General features: G+C 30.9%; 18 protein-coding genes. 1 reads left to right on the top strand and 17 read right to left on the bottom strand.

The genetic code is table 11. The annotated features are described in order from the left end of the window. Positions 1-454: 454 nt before the first annotated feature. Positions 455-787, top strand: a complete 333-nt coding sequence (locus ACJDTP_RS02790; RefSeq protein WP_406760450.1) for a helix-turn-helix domain-containing protein — start codon at positions 455-457, stop codon at positions 785-787. A 56-nt stretch (positions 788-843) separates the two neighbouring features. Here the strand turns inward: ACJDTP_RS02790 and ACJDTP_RS02795 are convergent, their stop codons facing one another. From ACJDTP_RS02795 to ACJDTP_RS02875, 17 genes are all read right to left on the bottom strand, one after another. Further along, a complete protein-coding gene (locus ACJDTP_RS02795) occupies positions 844-1,806 on the bottom strand; it encodes a hypothetical protein (protein ID WP_406760451.1) in 963 nt (320 codons plus the stop codon). Between the two features lie 55 nt (positions 1,807-1,861). Beyond that, a complete protein-coding gene (locus ACJDTP_RS02800; RefSeq protein WP_406760452.1) occupies positions 1,862-2,305 on the bottom strand; it encodes a helix-turn-helix domain-containing protein in 444 nt (147 codons plus the stop codon). Positions 2,306-2,514: 209 nt separating this feature from the next. After that, a complete protein-coding gene (locus ACJDTP_RS02805; protein ID WP_406760453.1) occupies positions 2,515-2,748 on the bottom strand; it encodes a hypothetical protein in 234 nt (77 codons plus the stop codon). 577 nt (positions 2,749-3,325) lie between these two features. Beyond that, complete coding sequence (locus tag ACJDTP_RS02810) at positions 3,326-3,448, bottom strand: hypothetical protein (RefSeq protein WP_406760409.1); 123 nt, start codon at positions 3,446-3,448, stop codon at positions 3,326-3,328. 195 nt (positions 3,449-3,643) lie between these two features. Beyond that, positions 3,644-5,008, bottom strand: a complete 1,365-nt coding sequence (gene rlmD / locus ACJDTP_RS02815; RefSeq protein WP_406760454.1) for a 23S rRNA (uracil(1939)-C(5))-methyltransferase RlmD — start codon at positions 5,006-5,008, stop codon at positions 3,644-3,646. Between the two features lie 898 nt (positions 5,009-5,906). Further along, the gene (gene pyk, locus ACJDTP_RS02820; RefSeq protein WP_017212224.1) at positions 5,907-7,328 is read right to left on the bottom strand and encodes a pyruvate kinase; all 1,422 of its coding nucleotides are present in this window, start codon (positions 7,326-7,328) and stop codon (positions 5,907-5,909) included. A 144-nt stretch (positions 7,329-7,472) separates the two neighbouring features. Then, a complete protein-coding gene (gene pfkA, locus ACJDTP_RS02825) occupies positions 7,473-8,429 on the bottom strand; it encodes a 6-phosphofructokinase (RefSeq protein WP_012061003.1) in 957 nt (318 codons plus the stop codon). 456 nt (positions 8,430-8,885) lie between these two features. Next, entirely contained in the window at positions 8,886-12,461 is a 3,576-nt protein-coding gene (locus ACJDTP_RS02830) for a DNA polymerase III subunit alpha (protein ID WP_406760455.1), read from the bottom strand. 102 nt (positions 12,462-12,563) lie between these two features. After that, positions 12,564-12,848: a Dabb family protein gene (locus ACJDTP_RS02835; protein WP_078114203.1), complete on the bottom strand. Its 285-nt coding sequence runs from the start codon at positions 12,846-12,848 to the stop codon at positions 12,564-12,566. A 23-nt stretch (positions 12,849-12,871) separates the two neighbouring features. Further along, complete coding sequence (gene whiA, locus ACJDTP_RS02840) at positions 12,872-13,819, bottom strand: DNA-binding protein WhiA (protein WP_017212227.1); 948 nt, start codon at positions 13,817-13,819, stop codon at positions 12,872-12,874. A 40-nt stretch (positions 13,820-13,859) separates the two neighbouring features. Then, positions 13,860-15,212 (bottom strand): gluconeogenesis factor YvcK family protein, encoded by a 1,353-nt coding sequence (locus ACJDTP_RS02845; protein ID WP_077837795.1) that lies wholly within the window; start codon positions 15,210-15,212, stop codon positions 13,860-13,862. Then, positions 15,209-16,093 (bottom strand): RNase adapter RapZ, encoded by an 885-nt coding sequence (rapZ, locus tag ACJDTP_RS02850; protein ID WP_406760456.1) that lies wholly within the window; start codon positions 16,091-16,093, stop codon positions 15,209-15,211. Before rapZ ends, ACJDTP_RS02845 begins: the two co-directional genes overlap by 4 nt. A 226-nt stretch (positions 16,094-16,319) precedes the next feature. After that, on the bottom strand, positions 16,320-17,234 hold the full coding sequence (gene murB, locus ACJDTP_RS02855; RefSeq protein WP_103698070.1) for a UDP-N-acetylmuramate dehydrogenase: 915 nt from the start codon (positions 17,232-17,234) through the stop codon (positions 16,320-16,322). A 237-nt stretch (positions 17,235-17,471) separates the two neighbouring features. Further along, on the bottom strand, positions 17,472-19,337 hold the full coding sequence (gene uvrC, locus ACJDTP_RS02860) for an excinuclease ABC subunit UvrC (RefSeq protein ID WP_077842491.1): 1,866 nt from the start codon (positions 19,335-19,337) through the stop codon (positions 17,472-17,474). 141 nt (positions 19,338-19,478) lie between these two features. After that, positions 19,479-20,948 (bottom strand): peptidoglycan D,D-transpeptidase FtsI family protein, encoded by a 1,470-nt coding sequence (locus ACJDTP_RS02865; protein ID WP_077837798.1) that lies wholly within the window; start codon positions 20,946-20,948, stop codon positions 19,479-19,481. A 3-nt stretch (positions 20,949-20,951) separates the two neighbouring features. Next, on the bottom strand, positions 20,952-22,172 hold the full coding sequence (locus ACJDTP_RS02870) for an FtsW/RodA/SpoVE family cell cycle protein (protein ID WP_077842493.1): 1,221 nt from the start codon (positions 22,170-22,172) through the stop codon (positions 20,952-20,954). Positions 22,173-22,324: 152 nt separating this feature from the next. Beyond that, positions 22,325-22,768, bottom strand: a complete 444-nt coding sequence (locus tag ACJDTP_RS02875) for an FHA domain-containing protein (protein ID WP_077842494.1) — start codon at positions 22,766-22,768, stop codon at positions 22,325-22,327. Positions 22,769-23,096 lie beyond the last annotated feature (328 nt).

Here is a 23,096-nt window from a genome sequence, read left to right on the forward strand (position 1 = left end):
AATTTGCCATGTTCTATCCGTGCTACCTATTTTACTCCATATGTTTTTCATTCCATCCAATCCATAGGACATTCCCATGGTATATAATAGCAGTTATCTAAATATTACTATGCCTATCATATTTACAACCAAAATCACCGCTATTAGAATTTCTACGCTTTATTTCTTTCCCATACCACCTTTCATACTTTTATCATTTGCTTTTTATGTTATACCACTCAAAATTTGACCATATAAATGATACAACTTATATAAATTATATCAGTTTCCCTTTAAGCATTTTGTCGTATTTTGACAGCAATTGGTTTTCCATACACTTTTGAGGAAATTCTAATATTAAATTGTAATTTTATTTTAAATTATTATAATGCTATTTGCAAACCTTTTGTATGCAGTTAGCTTATTTTTATATCTTAACATTATCTGTAAAGTTTTAATTACAGGGGGTTTTAAGATGAAAGGGACAATAAATTATAACGCTGTTGGATTACGTGTAAAAGTAGAACGAGAGAAGCTCGGCTATACAAGGGAAGTTTTTTCCGAAATGGTTGGTATCGCCCCCGTCTATCTGGGCCAGATAGAACGTGCTGAAAGGAAAATGAGCCTGGATACCTTTGTAAAAGTTGCTTCAAGTTTAAATGTTACACTTGATTATTTGATTTATGGCGATGAATCTTATGATATTAGTAAAAATGAACTTATAGACATTATAAATAATCGCACTAAACGTGAATTAAATGTACTTTCCAAAGTATTAAAGGCATTATTTCAAAATTTAAAGAAATAACATAAAATTAGACCAGTTGTGTAACTGGTCTTAATTCTTATCCTTATATTTAAGGTTTATTTTTCTATTGCCTCCTTTAAGAACTGGTCAAATCCAAACAAATACTTCTTTACTAATCTGCAAAACATATGTATTTGCCTTTCACTATCATTACTACTCCCAAACGGTAAGTATGTACCAATCCTTTGGAACTTACTATCCCATACTGTCATGTAATCAAAGAAATCGTTTATTTCATCTCTATGTTTATACATTTTTGAGTATATCTGCTTTGAATTTACTTGGGAGAATACTAATTCTATACCTAACCTTGATCTTCTATCAAATGATACCCTATAAGATATATCGGAATAAGAACTTCCTATTGTAAAGCAATTCCCCGATACCTCCTTGAATTGGTGAACGTTAGCATGATTATAACTATCAATTCTAAGCCTTTTTAGAATTTTAATTAATACTTTTTCCTTATAACTATACTGCCTCTCTGAGTCAATGACTTCTGCTGAAACAGTTTCCTTGTTATTGTAACACTGCATTCCCTTAATTACTTCAAAATGGTCTTGAATTTTATCTAAATCATTTAACATATCTACTTGTTCTAAGTGATAGCATTCATTTATAGTTTCCAGACTACTTTTTAATTCTGGATTAATTTTTATAGCTATAAACTCAATATTCATGTCTGAGTTAAGTGAAACCATTTCGATTAATTCTTCCAAATATTTTTCCGAGAACGAAGTAGCACACCATACAATCACAGTTTTCTCCATTACACTTGTCAGTGCTATTAAATCCTGTATCTGGATAAAGTGTGTTTTATCTTCACTTTTTAAAGCAAGTTCTATTAGATACCGAGTTCCATCTTGGTCGATTGCTATTATGTCGGCTCTTCTATTTCCATACTTTTTCTCCAACTGGATTGTTTTAAACTTAGTACCTAAAATACTTTCTAACTTTTCTGGATAAAGCTTCGTATATAAACTATAGAGGTACTCTCTTCTGCTATTGTTTTTTGACAATTAAATCACTCCTTTTTAAAAAAGAATCAGCATTAGCTGATTCCTTAACTTATACTTATGAACTTAATCTTTCTCTCAACAATCCAACTATATCCAATATCTTAGCCTCATCTTGTCGGCAAACTGAAACACTGGTGGTATAGTTCTCTAACTCCTGGATTAGATTTCGCAGTATAGTTTTAGATTCCATATCCACCTCTAAGTTGGCAAATAAATACCTTTCATTCAACAATATAAAATCAAGGTTCTGTACTCGTCCATCCTCTAAGCTATTTTGACAATTACAAAATTCTGCCATAGATGAAAAGGGAATATCAAAATATTGAATTAGCCTTCCAATACAGTCCAGAGTTGGGTTGTCTCTGGAAGAATTCTCCAATCTGTTTATATATGAGCGTGAAAGCCCTGTACCTGTTTCCATTTCTTCAAGAGACACTCCCTTCGATTTTCTAAGCTCCTTAATAAAGCTTCCAAGGGAATTTTTACCTATGTTTTGCATATAATATCATCCTCCTGCTAAATTATTGTTGCTTAAAGCAACTCCTTTTGTATTTACACTTATGCTTTCTTATATGCAGTTCTACCTATGTTTATAACTTGCCTATACTTACTTATGCTACAATCCAATTAATAAAATATAAGTTCCTCTAACTTTCTTTCTTAGAAAAAAAAGAGACCAAATACATAGTCTCTTCTACTCTAAATTAATTATTTTTCTTTTGTTTTTTCTTCTAATTCATCAACTAACTTCATAACGTCTTCTTTCTTCACTTTACCTTCACTTAGAAGTTCTAATCCAGAATGGATTTCTTTTAACTTATCTACAATAGATTGTATATCAGCTAACTCCTTATCACTTGCATTTATATTTTTATTCACATTCTCCCACTCTTTCTTGTCAATTTCACTCGGTACAATATCTAAATTTATATATACTCCCATGTTCCTCATCCTTTCACATTAATTTTCACATGAATTTGTTAAATATAAATAATTAATTTTACTCTACCTAATATTCACTTTATTTTCCGCCCTCTCCCTTCAATACAATGATGTTGGGTATATAACTTTATAAAAAAATTAAGCACCCATCTAAGACGAGTGCTTGTTCTAAAAAAATTATATTCATTTGTAATTTATAGTAATAATTTATCATAAAATCACTTCCGCTTATTATTTATACTTATAATTGTAATATGAACATATTATACATCATTATACTCTGAAATTAAATATTAATTATATCTATATCTTTCTAAAGTATCATTACTCTGCGATACATTTAACACTTTTAATTCACCTAATAATTCTAAACATAACATTTTACAATTTATTCCTTAATCCTTAAAAACTTAATGGACATCGTTAGATTTACATTCCTACTATGTTAGTTTCAAAAAAAGTCTTTCCTCCACACGCCCCTCAATCCCGCTTTCCTCCGTAACCAATTCAAATAAAGTTTTTCCTTACTCCCTCTTCCAATCCGTTATTTAAAACCACATAAAAAGAAAAACCTTATTTAATTCAAATAAAGTCTTTCCTTTTCTCTTGCAAATCTCTTGCCTTCTATTCTGTTTTTTCTTATCCATTGACGCTTGTTCGATTGATGATTGAGCCTTGCCTGATCCTTGCTAAAATCCATCTAAACCCTTGCCATTCCTTTATTCTAACATCTTACTTCTTATCCCTCGAAACGCTCTAACGAGCGAGGCGGATAGCCCCCTTTCTGGTTAAGCTTCAAGCGTTCTTTTCTTGCATTATTCTTGCGTGGAAGAACTATTTTTGAAATATGGAAGAGGTTTATTGGAATTGGAAAGGGATTATTGTGTGGTTACAGCTATTTTGTAATTAATTTAGCTACTGCTTCCACATGCTTTGTATTTGGAAACATATCTACAGGCTGTACTTCTACTGTTTTGAATCCCAAACCTTCTAAATGTTTTAAATCTCTTGCTAAAGTGCTAGGGTCACATGATACATACACTACTCTTTTAGGCTTAGCTTCCCCTATAGCATTTAGCAAATTGATATCACATCCCTTTCTTGGGGGATCCACAACTATTATGTCTGGTTTGATTCCATTTTTTATTAGCTCCGGAATCACTTCTTCAGATTTTCCCACATAAAATTCCGAGTTGTCTATTCCATTTATTTTTGCATTATCTATCGCATTATCTATCGCCTGTTCTACTATTTCAACTCCATAGACTTTTCTTGCATTCTGAGATAAAAATAATGTTATTGTACCAGCACCGCAATATGCATCAAAAACAATCTCATTTCCACTTAAATCTGCATATTCTAAAGCTTTATTATAAAGCACTTCTGTTTGAATAGGATTTATTTGAAAGAAAGATAATGGCGAAATATTAAATTTATATTTACCTATATAATCAGAGATATAATCCTGTCCCCACAAAGTTATACACTTGTCACCGAGAACTAAATTATTATTTTTAGTATTTATATTCTGAATTATTCCCTTTAAATTTTCAACCTCTAACCTAATATTCTCTATTAGTTCTTCTTTCTTAGGAATTTCTTTATCGTTGGTAATCAGAACAACCATAATTTCATTGGTTTTAAATCCCTTTCTCACCATTACATTTCTAATTAGTCCTTCACTAAAAAATAAATTATCTTTCCTAGCAGGTAATATAGAATGCTTTTTCATCCAATTTCTTATTATTTTTATGATTTTATCAGTTTCTTCATCTTGAATTAGACACTTATCCATATCAACTACTTCATGTGTTTTTTCACTAAAAAAGCCCATTGAAAGTTCATTGTCTGTCAATGCAATTGAATATATTCCTTTATTTCTATATCTGTATGGAAATTTCATCCCTACAGTATTTTGAACTATATCCCCCGATAATCCACCAATTCTTTCTATGCAATCCTTAACTCTATTGTATTTGAATTTTAATTGCGAATCGTAATTAGAATGCATTAGAGTGCAACCACCGCATTTTTCATAATAATTACATTCAGGTACAGTTCTTTCGTCACATTTTTCTACTATATCTATAAGCTTTCCATAAGAATAATTCTTTTTATTCTTGATTATTTCTATCTTTACAGTTTCCTCTATCAAAGCTCCTGGTATAAATATTGGATATCCATCTATCTTTGCGACACCCTCACCTTCATATCCCAAGGAATCTATTTTTACAATATACTCTTTATTTCTCTCTAACACATGTACACATCCTTCATTGTTAGTATCATTTCTTAACTATAATTTTCAAATCAATATTTAAAAATACTTTCTACATTTTATCATATCTTATTCATTTATTTAAGATATTTATAAATTCTTATATCCAATTAAGAACAAACTCTTAACTATTAAATTTTCACTTAATGGATATTATATTTAGACTTGACATTTCAATAATCTCCTATAAAAATCAAATAATTTACTTATGCTACAATTTATTTTATCGGGTAATAAATAAGTAATGATAATTATGATATCTAGATTTAATCAACATCTTAGTACCATTAAATTATATAATTTTCCTAAAATAAAAAAGAGCACCTTGCGGTGCTAATACAGAATCAGTTGCCATTTAATTCCATAATCATTAAATTATTATTTCTCTTTTAGAGCAATAATATACATTATATATTAAATATCCTATCTTTAAATGTTAATTTTTTGTTAACTTTATATATTTCTTAAAATTTGATTACATATTTATCATCTTAAGTGCATGTATATATTGGATTTTATGCTTAAGGAGCATTTAAAACCTTCCATGTAAAAAAATCGCAGGCGACTGTGGTTAAGTTCCGTATTGTACTTCGCACTCTTTTCATATGTGTAGATTTTTTTCACGCATCTGCCTTTTCGAACGCATGTGAGAAAAATCTGCACATCAGAAATAGCAGCTCTGCTGCATATAAGAACATTTTATGCAGACGAATAAGATTTCTTTTTTTATTCTTTTTAAAATATCAAAACTATTTAATCAACCTTTTTTATGTTATACACAGATTTTACTTGAATATAAATTCCTAAAGAATAAAAAAGGACTTTGGTAAGATTCTTACCAAAGTCCCTTTATATATATTAAAAAATTATGTTTCAAATATTATTTTACTTCGCTAATCTTTAAAAGATTTGTTGCACCAACTTGATCTACAGGAACTCCAGCTGCTAACACAACTATATCTCCTGATTTAACAAATTCATTATTTTTAGCTATTTCAACTGATCTTTCTAACATTTCATCAGTAGATTCCATTTTATCAGCAACTACTGGATATACTCCCCATGAGAATGCTAATTGTCTAGCAACTATTGGATCTGGAGTAACAGCTATAATTGGGCATTCTGGTCTACATTGAGAAATTCTCTTAGCAGTTGCACCAGTTTGAGTTGAAGTAATTACTGCTGCTGCTTCTAATTCATTAGCTGCATTACTAGCTGCTCTTGAAATAACTCCTGCTATAGCTGGAATATGTGTTTTAGCTTGAGAAACTGCTACTTTATATTCTAAAGATTTTTCAGTTTCTTCAGCAATCTTAGCCATTGTAGCTACAGCTTCTACTGGATAATCTCCATTAGCGCTTTCTCCTGATAACATGATTGCATCAGTACCATCTAAGATAGCATTAGCAACGTCTGAAACTTCTGCTCTTGTTGGTCTTGGATTTCTCATCATAGAATCTAACATTTGAGTTGCAGTTACAACTGGTTTACCAGCTGCTTTACATTTTTTGATGATCATCTTTTGAACTGCTGGAACTTGTTCTATTGGAATTTCAACACCAAGATCTCCTCTAGCTACCATTATAAGGTCTGAAGCTTCTAAGATTTCATCTAAGTTATCAACACCTTCTTGGTTTTCTATCTTTGAACAGATAAGGATTCTTTCTCCACCATTTGCATCAAGTATTTCTCTGATAGTCTTTACATCAGATGCTTTTCTTATGAATGAAGCAGCTATCATAGTAACTCCAACTTCACAACCGAAGATTAAATCTGATTTATCTTTTTCAGTAAGAGCTGGTAATTGGATTGATACTCCTGGTACGTTAACTCCTTTATGAGTTCCAACGAATCCAGTGTTTTGAACTTCACACTTAATAGCGTTACCTTCAACAGATTTAACAGTTAATCCTACTAAACCATCATCTATTAAAATTGTATTTCCTGGCTTAACATCATTTGCTAGTCCTGCATATGTAACTGAACATTTAGTAGTATCACCAACTACATCCATATCTCCAGCATATACTGTAAATTCAGAACCCTTAGCTAATTCAACTTTCTTTGGTTCAAATTTACCAGTTCTTATTTCTGGTCCTTTTGTATCAAGAATTATTGCAATTTCTCTATTTAACTTCTTTGATAGTTCTTTAACTTTCTTAATTCTTCCACCGTGTTCTTCATGGTCTCCATGTGAAAAGTTATGTCTTGAAGCATTCATTCCTGAAAGAACAACCTTTTCTAATATTTCCATATCTTCACTTGCAGGGCCAATAGTACAAATCATTTTAGTTTTTCTCATTAAACTAACACTCCTCTTTCTTCGATTAGGCACATAAAATAAAATAATGTTACAAATATGCAAAATAAGCAAGCATGTTGATTCATTATTTTTTGATTGTACCTTATTTATAAAATTTATATAAATAAACTATAAGCTAAATTATTATGATAATACTTGAGCAATATCATAAAGTTCTTTATCAAATTTACTTTCCATATCAAGAGCTTCATCTATATCTTGGTCTATTATTTTATTATCTCTAATTCCTATTACTCTTGAAGTTCCACCTTTTAATAATACTTCTATAGCCTTTGCTCCCATTCTTGAAGCTAAAACTCTATCTGTAGCAGTAGGACTTCCTCCTCTTTGAATATGACCTAAGATTGTTGCTCTTGTTTCAATTCCAGTTACTTCTTCAACGTACTTTGCAAGTTCAAATGCTCCTCCAATTCCTTCTGCAAGCATTATTAGATTATGCATTTTTCCTTTATTTTTACCTTCTAAGATAGTTCTACAAAGTGCATCTTTATCAAATTCCATTTCAGGAATTATAATTGCTTCTGCGCCTCCGCAGATACCTGCATATAAAGATAAATCTCCGCAGTCTCTACCCATAACTTCTACAATTGAAACTCTTTCATGTGAAGTTGAAGTATCTCTAATTTTATTTATAGCATCTACAACGGTATTTAAGGCTGTATCAAACCCTAAAGTAAAGTCTGTGTAAGCTAAATCATTATCAATTGTTCCTGGTAAACCTATTGTTTTAATTCCAAGCTTTGATAATAATTTTGCACCCATAAATGAACCGTCTCCACCTATAACTACTAGAGCTTCAACACCATAAGCTTGTAATATTTTTGCAGCCTTTTTTCTTACTTCTTCATTCTTGAATTCAGGACATCTAGCAGTCCTTAAAATTGTTCCACCTCTTTGGATTATATCAGATACTGAATTTCTATCCATGCTGAATAATTCTCCATTGATAAGTCCACTATAACCTCTTTGTACTCCCATAACTTCAATTCCGTTATGAAGCGCAGTTCTTACTACTGCTCTAATTGCAGCATTCATGCCTGGTGCATCTCCACCACTTGTTAACACAGCTATCTTTTTCATAATATATATTTCCTCCTTAAAATACCGCAAAGGGACCTTAAATGACCCTTGTGTACATAATATAACCATAATTTATTAATCAAGAATTATTGTACATAAATTTGAACCAATTATCAATGATATTTAACCATTTTCTGATATTATTCTAAAATAAATGTCTAAATTTTATGAAAAATTTCACAATACAAATAATTTGAAAATTATTTTACTGAATTTATGACTATACACCGCTAAATATCATATTTTTTCATATAAGCTATCTTCATTTATAACAAGGATAGTAACTGCATTTTTATAATAGTTTTAGTGTTATAAAACAATGAACGTAATTTGTCTTCTCTATTATAACCAATAATCGATAAATTTATATAAAATAATATAATTTTTGTGATATTAATTTTTGTAATATTTTTCATTTGTATATTTACTAAATTTTTAATCGCATCTCGTTTCTAATTATGAATCTAATACCTTAACATTCTCATCTCCTAAAGTTTGTCTCAATAAATTCATAACATCACTATCTAGGGAAATCCATCTATCTCTTGGCACCCTGAACTTTTGTTTTCCTTGGCTCTCAAATATATAAATAGGCGTATCTCCAATATATTCCTTTATCAATAATTCTTTTAATTTTTTACTTAAAACAGTAGCTGCCACCTTATCATCAACTCTTAAATATACCTTTGAAGTATTGACCTTCTCTAAAGGTTCTATACTTTCACAAATAAGTTTTGGTGGTTCATCTTCTTTCAAGCTTAATCTTCCCTTAACTATTACCAGACTATCTGTTACGCATAATTCTTTTACTTTCTCCAAAGTTTTAGGGAACACTATTACTTCAATCGTTCCAGTTAAGTCTTCAAGTTTTAGAAATGCCATTATAGAATTATTTCTTGTTACCTTTTGATTAACACTAGCAAGTATTCCTCCAAGGATTACTCTATCATTATCTTGTAATGCATCCTGCCTGTTAAATATATTAATCTCGCCCATATCGCTCTCTAAAGAATCATCTAAAGTTTCCTGTACTAAAAATATTTTAGAAATCTCATTTGTGGTCTGCATTTTCAGACTTTGAGCATAGTCATCTAGAGGATGCCCAGTGATATAAAGCCCCGTCATTTCCTTTTCCATAGCTAATAAATTACGCTTAGTAAATTCCTTAATATTAGGATAGTTTACTTCTGGATTTTTTAATTCTTCACTTGCAAATAAGCTTATTTGACCATCAATATTTCTTCTCTTATCACTAGATATATTATCAATTAATTTTTCATGAACAGCTAACATCTTAGATCTAAAAACATCAAAATCATCTAGAGCCCCAGCCTTTATTAAACATTCAACTGCACGCTTATTTATTGATGATGGATCCATTTTATTTATAAAATCCACTAACGATTCAAATTTGCCCTTTTCTTCTCTTGCTTTCACTATGCTTTCTACAACATTAGTTCCAACATTCTTTATAGCTGCTAATCCAAATCTAATCTTGTTCTCTTTAACAGTGAATTTAGAAAAGCTTTCGTTTATATTAGGTGGTAAAACTTGTATTCCAAGTTCTTCTGCTATGCCGATATAGTATGCTACCTTTTCACTGATTCCCATGATTGAATTAAGCATTGCTGCAATCATCTCTACTGGATAGTACTTCATAAGATATGCTGTTTGATATCCAACAACTGCATATGCTGCTGCATGAGATTTATTAAATGCATACGAAGCAAAGTCCATCATAGAATCGAAAATTTTATTAGCTATTTCCTCTGAAATTCCATTTCTCACACATCCTGGCACTATTACTTCATCATTTTCAACAATACCATGAATGAAATTTTTTCTTTCTTCCTCCATGACCTTATGTTTTTTCTTTGACATAGCTCTTCTAACCATATCACTACGTCCCATGGAGTATCCAGCTAAATCTCTAACAGCCTGCATTACTTGCTCCTGATATACTAAACATCCATACGTAACACTTAATATAGGCTCTAATTCTTTAGTTAAATACGTAACTTTTTCTGGATTTTTCTTTCCTTCTATGTATCTAGGAATTTCAGCCATAGGTCCTGGTCTATAGAGCGATATTCCCGCAATGATATCTTCCAATGAATCAGGTTTTAATTCCTTCATGAATGAAGTCATTCCTGGCGATTCAAGCTGGAATACTCCAGCAGTCTTGCCTTCCCCTATCATTTTATATACTTCTTTATCTTCAAAATCTATTTTATCTAAATCAATATCTATCCTTCTATTTTCTCTAATCATATTTATAGCATCATTCATAACCGTTAATGTTCTAAGTCCTAAGAAATCCATCTTAAGCAGCCCAAGCTCTTCCAATGTTGTCATTCCAAATTGGGTTACTATCATTTCTTCATTCTTCTGTAGTGGAACATATTCAACTAGTGGCTTTGATGCTATAACAACACCAGCAGCATGAGTAGAAGAATGCCTTGGAAGTCCCTCTAAATCCTTTGAAACATCTATTAACGCCTTTACTCTTTCATCTGTATCATAGGCTAATTTAAGCTCTGGATTTAAGTCTAACGCCTTCTCTATAGTTATTCCAAGCATTGTTGGTATCATCTTAGCTATTCTATCAACCTCTGCATAACTATAATTCATAGCTCTTCCAACATCTCGTATACATAGTCTAGCTGCCATTGTACCAAACGTTATTATCTGCGAAACATTGCTTGCTCCATACTTCTCAACTACATAATCAATGACTTCTTGTCTTCTTTCATAACAAAAATCACTATCGATATCAGGCATGGATACTCTCTCTGGATTTAAGAAACGCTCAAAGATTAAACTATACTTAATCGGATCTATTTTTGTAATTCCTAACGTATATGCAACTATTGAACCTGCTGCAGATCCTCTACCTGGACCTGTAGGTATTCCACTTTCATAAGAAAATCTAACAAAATCCCATACAATCAAAAAGTAATCAATATATCCCATTTGCTTTATTACTTGAAGCTCATATTCTAATCTATCAACATATTCTTTAGCTTCTTCATAATTTGCTACTACTTCTTCAATTTTACTATAGTCCAAACTCTGATTTCTAAGATTTTCAAATACACTATATCTATCTATCAGACCTTTATAGCAAGTATCTCTAAGATAGTCATAAGGATCTTGGCCTTCTTCTAGCGGAAATTTTGGAAGCTTAGATTCGTGAAACTTATATTCATAGCTACACTCATCGGCTATCTTAATGGTGTTCTCCAAAGCCTCAGGAACATAGGAAAACATATCCCACATTTCATCTGCTGATTTTAAATAAAACTGATCTGAAGGATATCTTCTTCTATGAGGATCATCAATGGTTTTAGCTGTTTGTATACACATTAGTACATCATGTGATTTAGAATCTTCCTTACTTATGTAGTGAACATCATTAGTAGCAACTAGTGGTATACCAGTTTCATTAGATAATTTTATATTTTCTTCATTTACTCTCTTTTGTTCTTCCATTCCATGATTTTGTAACTCAATATAAAAGTCACCGTTAAAAATTTCTTTGTATGTTAAGGCTGTCTCTTTTGCTTTTTCATAATTACCTTTAAGATGGTAAGATTGTACTTCACCGCCTAAACAAGCACTCAAAGCAATTAACCCTTCACTATGTTTTCTTAAATATTCATAATCTATTCTTGGCTTATAATAAAATCCTTCAATAGATGCAACTGATACTATTTTCATTAGATTTTCATATCCAATTTGATTCTTTACTAATAAAACCAAATGGTAAGTTGAATTTTCTTTGTCTGGCTGCTTTATATGTCTAGATTTTGGTACAACATAAACTTCACATCCTAAAATAGGTTTTATATCATTTTCTTTTGCTGCCTTATAGAAATCTACAAGCCCATATAAAACTCCATGATCAGTAATAGCAATACTCTTCATGCCCAATTCTTTTGCCTTCTTCATGAGCTTTCCTATTTTCCCTGATCCATCAAGCAAACTATATTCTGTATGCAAATGTAAATGACAAAATTGTTTTTCTTCCATTATCCTCACCTCCTCTTTAAATTACAGTTAATTTAAAGTTTAAAATTTACAGTTTATTTAGAATTTTTCTAACCAAACTATAAATCTTAAACCATATGTTATTTAGAAATCTAAAGTTTTACTGTCTTCCATATATGGCCCTATAACCTTTTTAACTTTTTCAACATGAAATTCATTCACGTCATACGATAAATAATCTTCCTTATTATCAAACCTTGTTATAATTCCAACATCATAACTTCTATCACTTTTTATTACGTCTATCCCTACTTCTAGCTGCTTTAATTCCTTGATCATTCCATTCATAGATAATAAAGTCTTTTCTACAAACTTTAAATTTTCTGTTGTTGCTTCCTTCAATTTAAATAATACAATGTGTGTAAACATAACATCCTCTCCCTTTAATTTTATTATTTGCTTGTTCGTAATTCCTCTGCTATCTTTTCTATTTTTCTTAATCTATGATTTATTCCCGATTTTCCTACTGGAGGATCTAGCATTTCTCCTAATTCCTTCAGAGATTCATCTGGATAATTCAATCTAAGCTCTGCAATTTCTCTTAAATTATCTGGCAATCTTTGCAGCCCAATCTGTGATTGAATAAGTTTTATGCTTTCAACCTGTCTTACTGCTGCATTTACAGTTTTAGAAAGATTTGCTGTCTCACAATTTACAAGTCTATTTACATTATTTCTCATTTCTTTCATTATTCTTATATTTTCAATCTCTAAAAGCGATGAATGAGCTCCTATTACATTAAGCAAATCTACTATTTGTTCCCCTTCTTTGATATATACTATGAAGCTATTTTTTCTTTGTATAACCTTAGAATTTAAACTGAAAGTATTGATTAAATTCGATAAATCTTTTGCATATTCTTCACTGTGCGTTACAAATTCTAGATGATAAGTTTTTTCTGGATTACTTATGCTTCCTCCGCCGATAAACGCTCCTCTTATATATGCTCTTTTTATATCTTCATCTTTAAAAATATACTCCTCTATTCTATAGTCCAAGCTCATTATTCCATCAATTTCTTTGAGTATTCCAGTATCGCTTAATAATCCTCTAACACCCATTTCTTCAGAAATTACTACCATATAGATATTATTCTTCTTTAAAGAGTTACTCTTTTTTACCATTAACTTCGAATGTATATTAAAATGATCCTTTAAAAGTGTAAAAATTAATCTAGCACTAGCTGGGTTTTCTGTGGTCATTTTAAAACTAAGTCCACTTCCACTAAAAGCTAATGTACCACTAACCTTCATAATAGCCGATATTTCTGCTAACGCCTCTTCCTTCGAAATATCTATATATCTGCATATCTCTCCTTTAACTTTAGATGAAAATGACATTCTGTTTCCTTCCTTATCTATAAATTTTCTTATAGTTTAATTAATCAATTACTTTTCCTTTTTCTTCTCTGACTCTTTCTTTAATACGTTGCGATAAATACATATATTCTATTATCTTTTTCTTATCATATAAAAGTTTCTTTTCCATTATTGTATCCACTAATATTTCTGCCAATTTATCTGAATCATGCTTAACTAATCCATTTTTAACTTTTACTAAATCATCACCGACTATTTTTACACCTAGACTATTAATATCTTCTCTATCTAACTTAACAAGATCTGCACCATCTTTTTGATATTTTTCTTTTAGTTCCTCTGTTATTTCTCCTGTATTAGCAATTACATAATCAACAATATCTTTCCCACCATATTTGAATAAAACCTTTAAGTGGTCTGATACTTTAAAACCTGTAGTCTCTCCAGGTTGAGTCATTATATTTGAAATATATATTTTGATAGCACTACTCTTCCTAACTTCTTTTGCAATGTCTTTAACAAGCAAATTAGAAGTTATACTTGTATATAGGCTACCCGGCCCCATAACTATAGCATCTGCTTCCTTTATGGCTTCTAATGCCTCCGGAAGGGCTTTTGCATTCTCAGGAACTATTTTCAATTCTTCTATTCTAGATTTTTGTTCAATAGCCTCTTCGGGAATTTGTGATTCACCTTTTACTATGTTACCATTTTGTAATTTTGCAACCAATTGCATATTATCCAAAGTAACAGGTATAACTTTACCTGTTACAGCTAATACAGAACTCATTTTCTGAACTGCTTCCTCAAAGTTATCAGATATTCCAGCCATAGCTGCTAAGAATAAATTTCCAAAACTTTGATTCTTTAATCTTCCATCAGCAAATCTATACTGAAGTAGATCCTCCATTATTGGCTCTGTATCAGCTAATGCCAAAATACAGTTTCTTATATCTCCCGGAGGTAACATTCCCAAATCTTCTCTTAAATCTCCAGATCCGCCGCCATCATCTCCAACCGTAACTATTGCAGTTATATTTGATGTATAGTACTTCAACCCTCGAAGCATTGTAGATAAACCGGTTCCTCCACCAATTACAACTATCTTAGGCCCTTTTACTAATAATCTTTTTTCATATATTAGGCTTTCAATTTTTCTACTATCTAGGGACACTTTGATATAGCCTCTATTTACTAATGCAATTATTGATTTCATCGTTTCAGTAATTGATATATATAAAACAAATATTCCTGTAATATTTAAGAACACATAAAAAACTTGGTAATATAAATTGTAAACCCTATGGTTAACTAGTTCTGTAAATCCAAACGATATTAATAATATTCCGAAAATACCGAACGCTAGCCATCGTTTCACTTTAATTCCAGCCTTAAGCCAATCTTTTATCCTCATAGCTTCTTTTCTCCTTTATGAAGATCTTCAGCTACATCTCTATGCTCTATTTTAGAATTATAGTTTTCTTTATTTAATCTTTCATAAACTTCATTTGCTATTGCAACTGAACGATGTCTTCCACCTGTACATCCTATAGATATAATTAATTGACTCTTTCCTTCTTTTATATAATTAGGTATTAAGTACTTTAGCATATCTACTAACTTTTCTATAAAATTCACAGTCTCCTCTTGTTTTAAGACATAATCTTTAACTGGTTCATCATTACCAGAATACTGCTTTAATTCAGGTATATAAAATGGATTTGGTATAAATCTAACATCAAAAACCAAATCTGAATCCACTGGTATTCCATATTTAAACCCAAAGCTTAATACAGTAATTGATAATTGCTTTTCGGGATAAGTATGATCTCCATAATTCTTGTTTATTTTTTCTCTCAAATGCCTTATTTCGTATTTAGATGTATCAATGATAATATCAGCTATATTTTTAACTTCTCTTAATTTTTCTCTTTCCTGATTAATCCCAGTCAAAACTCTTCCATCTGGAGATAATGGATGACTTCTCCTTGTCTCCTTAAATCTCTTAATAAGCACTTCATCAGTTGCTTCTAGAAATAATATTTCGTATTTAAATTCATTTTTCTTTAAGTAATTTAGGGCTTCAAAAAAATCATCAAAGAAAATTCCGCCTCTAATATCTATAACTAATGCTACTTTTTCAATATTTCCGCCACTTTGCGTGCATACTTCTGCAAACTTAGAGATTAACTTTGGTGGAAGGTTATCAACACAAAAATATCCCAAATCCTCCAATGTTCTTGTTGCTTGTGTCTTTCCTGCTCCTGATAATCCTGTAACAATAACAAATCTCATACTACACACTCCCTTTTGCCAAAGACGTTTTCTAGGCACAACTATTACTTCTAATTTATCTTAACATCAAAATTATATCATATTATTATAATTAAATCATAAAAAACCCAAAAGTCTCTAAACTCTTGAGTTTTATATAATTTAGTGTTTATTTTATAGATATATTTAACATCTTCAACTTCTATTTTTATTCATAGTTTCAAAACTAATGTAGTCACTAAAATGCTTAATCTTCACCCCAAATTCTAACTTCAGGATATAAATCTACTCCAAATTGTTTTTTCACTTCATCTCTAACATGACATATTACATCTAATACATCCTTAGCTGTTCCGTTCTTATAATTAATAACAAATCCAGCATGCTTCTCTGAAACACACGCTCCACCGATAGCAAATCCCTTTAATCCTGCATCCTCAATTAATTTTCCTGCGAAATAGCCCTCTGGTCTTTTAAATGTACTACCTGCTGAAGGATACTCTAACGGCTGTCTTTCTTCTCTCCTTTTAGTTAATTCATCAACTCTAGCTTGAATTTTTTCTTTATCACCATTAACTAAATTAAAAGTTGCGCGTAATACTATATATCCCTTTTGCATAACTACAGACTGTCTATATCCTAAATTCAACTCTGACTTATGAATTATTCTAATTTCTTGATTGTCATCAAGTACTTCTGCACTTTCAATAACAAATGAAATTTCTCCGTCATAAGCTCCTGCATTCATAAATACAGCTCCACCTACGCTACCCGGAATACCACAAGCAAATTGAAATCCTGCTAGTGATCCTTCTGTAGCTGCCTTCGAAACATCTTTAAGTAATGCTCCACATTCTGCAATAATCTTGTTACCTATACATTCTATTTTATTGAGCTCGCATAACTTTATAACAACACCTCTAATACCACCATCTTTAACTAAGATATTAGACCCATTTCCTATTACATAAAATGGTATATTATTTTCTTTACAAATAGTGATAGTTTCTTTTACCTGTTGTATACTGTTTGGAGTTAGAAGTATGTCTACTGGTCCTCCAACTTTAAAGTATATATGTTCACTCATTTTCGCATCTAATTGAATTTGTGACTCTTCGTATAATTTGCTGAACAAATTCTTATATTCTCCATAGTGCTTCATGCCAAAACTCCTCAAACATTTATATTAATCTGCTTTTTGTTTACATGATATAGAATAATTTAAATATTAATCTAAGACAAGTAAATTTTTATTCCGTACTATTATAGCATAATTTATTTATTTTGTTCATGTTTTTAATATATATTCAAAAAATAACATAATGTATTTTAATTATACAGCATTGGTACAATAATCTAAGGCTAAAAATTAGGTTGAGATACCCCAACCTAATTTCTCTTATTTTGTATTTTTGAAATACTCTAATATACTATTAGCTGCTTTCGTATCAATTGATTCTGCCTCAAGAAGTTCGTCTAATGTAGCTTTTTTAATATTATCGATACTTCCAAACTTCATTAAAAGAGACATTCTTCTCTTCTGTCCAATATTAGGTATATCATCTAATATTGAATGTAGTGTTCTCTTATCCCTTAAGCTTCTGTGGTAAGTTATCGCGAATCTATGAACTTCATCCTGAATTCTTCTTATCATTTGCATCAAATTAGAATTTCTATTTATTATTAATTCATTATTATTATAAATAATCCCTCTAGTTGCGTGATAATCATCTTTAACCAACCCACATACAGGTATATCTATTCCTAATTTATCTAATACTTCAAGAGCTATATTTACCTGACCTTTTCCACCATCCATCATAATCAAATCTGGAAAATTTGAAAACTTTCCACTAGAAAATTTAATTTCTTTATTTTGAATCTCTTTAATCTCTTTTAATCCATGAGTGAATCTTCGTTCTAAGATTTCTCTCATACTATCATAATCATTAGCACTTTTTACAGTTTTTATACGAAATCTTCTATAATCACTATTCTTAGCTTTACCATTCTCAAATACAATCATTGACCCAACAGAATCTACCCCTTGTATGTTGGATATATCGTAAGCTTCAATTCTAAGCGGTATAGTATCAAGTTCTAATAATTCTTGAATTTCCTTTAACGAAATCATATTTATCTCTTTATCTCTCAAAATCTTGTCCTTAAATTGATCTAAAGTGACTTTCGCATTATTTTTAACTAGCTCCAACATCTCTTTTTTCTCGCCTTTTATTGGCACCTTAACGAAGACCCTTGAGCCACGCTTTATGCTTAAAAATTCTTCCAACGCTTCAATTTCATCACTTTCCGGAATGTATATATTCTTTGGAACTTTTGGTGTTCCTCCATAAAATGAAATTATAAATTGCGAAATTATTGTTGTATCTTCCTCATGGGAACTATTTTCAATCATAAAATGTTCTCTTCCAGTTATTTTTCCATCCCTTAAAAAGAATACTTGAATACAGCAATCTTTCTCATCTTTATAGATATTAATAAAGTCTTCATCATTCTCTTGAGATTTAAACACCTTTTGTTTCTCTGCTATATTTTCTATAGCAATTATTTTATCTCTTAAGGATGCAGCTTTCTCAAATTCTAAATTTCCTGATGCACCTTGCATTTCTTCTTTTAACTTATTTAAAAGGCTCCTATCTTTCCCACTTAAAACTTCCATTATTTCATCTATCATTTTTTTGTATTCAATTTTAGAAATACGCCCTTCACATGGTGCATTACATTTTTTTATATGATAATTCAAACATGCTCTTGTCGGCTTTTCGCCTTCTATAATAGATTTTTTACAAGTTCTTAATGGAAAAATTCTTCTAATCAAGTTTATTGTTTCATGTACATCCCCTGCATTTGGATACGGCCCAAAATATTTATTTCCATCCTTGGCATAATTTCTTGTTATAAAAACTCTAGGAAAATCCTCATTAGTAGTCACTTTTATGAATGGATAAAATTTATCATCTTTTAGTGAAATATTATATTTAGGGCTATACTTTTTTATTAGATTGCACTCTAATATTAAAGCTTCCATTTCAGAATCTGTTACTATGTATTCAAACTCAGCAATATTTTTAACCATTGCCTTTACTTTTTCTGAATGATTTTTAGAATTTTGAAAGTATTGGCGCACTCTATTTTTCAATATTTTTGCTTTTCCCACATAGATAATCTCTCCAAGTGAGTTTTTCATTAAATAAACCCCTGGTTCATTTGGTAGAATTTTTAATTGGGCTTTAAAATCAAACATTCCAACACTCCTTCCTATAAATTCAAATATAAAAAAGTGAAGAGTTTAAGGAAAATCCTTTTATTATTTCCAATTCAGTACTTTTAAGAAATTTTAACGGTTCTCCAATAACTATTCACTTTTTATCTACCATATTTAATTTTAATTTCCAATAACTGCTTGCCTAATTAATTTTCCTGCTATCGGTGCCGCTGCACTCGCTCCGTATCCTCCATTTTCAACTATTACAGCAACTGCAATCTTAGGATTACTTGCTGGTGCAAGCCCAATAAACCATGAATGAGGTTTAGCGCTTTCTCCATTAGCAAGATTATAATCAGCTGTCCCAGTCTTACCTGCTGCATCAGTTCCTTGGAAATAACTCCAAGTAGAGTCGATTCTTGAGTCAACTAAATTTTTCATATAGTCTTTTATAATTGCAGCATTGGCTGAACTTATAACTTGTTTATTCACCTTTGGTTCCACTGTCTTAACTACATTACCGTCCTTATCCACCACTTGACTAACGAGTCTTGGCTCCATCATCTTACCATCATCAGCAACTGTACTTGCAACCAAAGCCATCTCCATAGGCGTAGCTAAAATACTACTTTGGCCAATCCCAGATTGAGCTATGCTACCAATTTCAGCTTTAGATAACTTTGGAAATTGACTCTGATCTATTTTAAATCCATCAGATTCTACTGTATTATTAAAACCAAACTTCTCCGCAGTAGCTTTTAACTTATCATTTCCTAGCTCCATTGCCAATGTACCAAATACAAAATTACTTGATAATCTATAGGCATCCTTTAAATCTATTTCACCATTAACTTCTCCATTATCATTACTTAATGATTGTTTATCATTAAATACTATTTTACCAGTATCATTAAAAGTTCTATTTGTAATTCCAGGCATATTTTCTAATGCGCTACTAAGAGTTACTGTTTTAAATGTTGATCCTGGCGGGTATTTTCCTGATACTGCCCTATTTATAAACGGGCTATCTTCATTAGAAGCTTTCATTGAGCCTTCCAAATCATTTGGATTATATGTTGGCTTAGAAACCATAGCTAATACTTCTCCTGTTTTTGGATTTAAGGCTACCACTGCACCCTTATTACTTCCAAGTGCATCGTATGCTATTTTTTGAAGTGTTGGATCTAATGTAGTTATAACACCATTCCCAACTTTAACCTCATCTTCTTTTCTATTCTTAAACATTGATTTTAACTTATCCATACTAAAATCTTTAGTTAGATTTAAAATATTGTTAGTAAGTTTGTTGTATGTGGTTAACTCACTATCATAGTTTGCCTCTAATCCTGTCAATCCATATCTTGGATCTACATATCCTAGAGCGTGAACATATAAATCTCCGTTAACATAAGTTCTTTTTTGTGTTAAAGCATCTACCCTTGCACTTGTTGTAAGCGGATTTTTATTTCTATCATATATGGTTCCCCTCAAAACTTCATTTCTTCTTGCCCAAAGCCTTTGATTACCTTCACTTTCAGCTATAGTAGGCGCCGAAAAAACTTGAAAATATGCAATATACGAGATAAGAGCTACAAAGCAAAACAAAAAAACTACCATTACCTGTTTTATACTATTAGAAACATTTTTCAATTTTTAGCCCTCCTCCGATATCTTTTGAAGTATTGCTAGTGCAAAAAACATAGTTATTATTGAGGAACCTCCAGCACTGATAAGAGGCAATGTAATCCCTGTCAAAGGTATTACCGCAAACACTCCTCCTATTATAACTAGAACCTGACATGCTATCATAGCACTAAGGCCTATGGCATTAAGTTGTGAAAATCTATCTTTGATTCTAAACGAAGCTCTCATTCCCCTATAGAAAAACAAGAAATATATTATCATGATTCCAAGCCCAAATACCATTCCCAATTCCTCACAAATTACTGCAAAAATTAAGTCTGAGGTATTTACTGGCATAAATCCTGGGTAGCCTTGACCAAGTCCACTTCCAAACATTCCTCCAGAAGAAATCGAATATAATCCTTGAACTATCTGATATCCCGTGGTATCTTTATACTTCCACGGATCCCTCCATATTAATACTCTTTGCTGTACGTGCGGAAACAACTTATATGCTAAGATAGATCCCAACGCAAATAATATAAACGTTATTACTACATACTTTTTCTTTCCAGTTGCAACATACAACATTGTTAATGAAATACCAAAAAATATTAATGCAGATCCCAAATCCTTTTGCCCAACCAAGCATCCTAATGAGTATAAAACAACCAGTGCAGGTTGCCAAAGCTGTTTAAAATCTTCTATTATATTATTTTTGTCTTCATAATCATGTAAAGCTGCCGCTAAGTATATAGCAAATGTTATCTTACCAAATTCCGATGGTTGAATGCTAAATCCACCAATTCTAATCCAGTTAGTTGCACCATAAACCTCTTGATGCGCGAACAATGCTAAAGGCATTATAATCAAAGTTGCTATCAGATATACCTTCTTGTACTTAACAAAATCTCTTATATCTGGAATTATCACTACTAGAGCAATAAATATTACTATTCCAGCTGCAAAATACATTAACTGTTTAATAGCAATGTCAGTATCCAATCTATATAGTACAGCTATACCTATTACTGACAATATACATGCAAATGTAATCAAAAACTTATCCCCATGGGGATAAAACTTACGTATTAATATTTGGGTAGCAGTTATTAAGCCACATACTATCAACCCCATATATATAGCGCCTTTATCCATGTCATCTTTCAATATTGCTAAATTTGTAAAAAGCGCTATACATAACAAATAAGTTAACAGTAATAGCTTTATTTCATCTCTTTTTATCTTCAATCCATATCACCCCACCGTGCTATTCCTTTGATATTTAGATTTCTAAAATACTTTTGTAAAGCCCAGCGGAAAATATAGCTTTACAATACTTTCCCGCTGAGCCTAATTTTTTTAATAAAAAATGCTTTTAATATTCTCTTTATTAAAATATCTTAAATTAAAATCTTAAAAATTGCTGTACCAATTCTTATCTCATCTTTATTAGACAATTTTGCTTTGCCACTTATCTTATTCTTGTTTAAGTAGGTACCATTTGTACTATTTAAATCTTCTATAAATAATGCACTATTCCTTATGATAATTCTTGCATGACTTCCAGAAACATGTTGATCACATAATACAATAGAATTATCATCTTTTCTTCCTATTGTCAAATCCGATCTAATAGGAATAATAGATCCATCTTTTAAATCTTTGCTACTTCCAGAATTTATAATTTCTAAGCCATAACTTCCTTTTGCTGCAGTAGGCCTTCTTTTCTTCCCTCCGTTTTTAACATCCCTATACATTATCTTTAGCGCATAGTATATTATTACATACAGTATAATAATAAAAACAATTCCAAAAAAACCAGCAATTATTCTCGAAAAACTCATATTTTCACCTCAATATTCATTCCTGTATCCATTGTATATGTAAAATAACTTTCAGAAGCTTATAAGCTGTAATTTACATTTACCTCATTAATGATTATACAATAAAAAAGTAAGTATGACATGCAAAAGTGCCACTTAATTAATATATATTATTATATCATCTAGATTATTTTAATATCTACTTATCATATTCTGTCCTATAATGCCCCAATTGTCAATTTTCAATATAATTTCTTCATAAAAACTTTATTATTTTTAATTTTATGTTATATATATATTGCCAATTAGGCATTATAACTACCAAATTATAGGTTTTAATATTATATAG

It is taken from the genome of Candidatus Clostridium helianthi, assembly GCF_045310795.1.
Lineage (GTDB): Bacteria > Bacillota > Clostridia > Clostridiales > Clostridiaceae > Clostridium > Clostridium helianthi.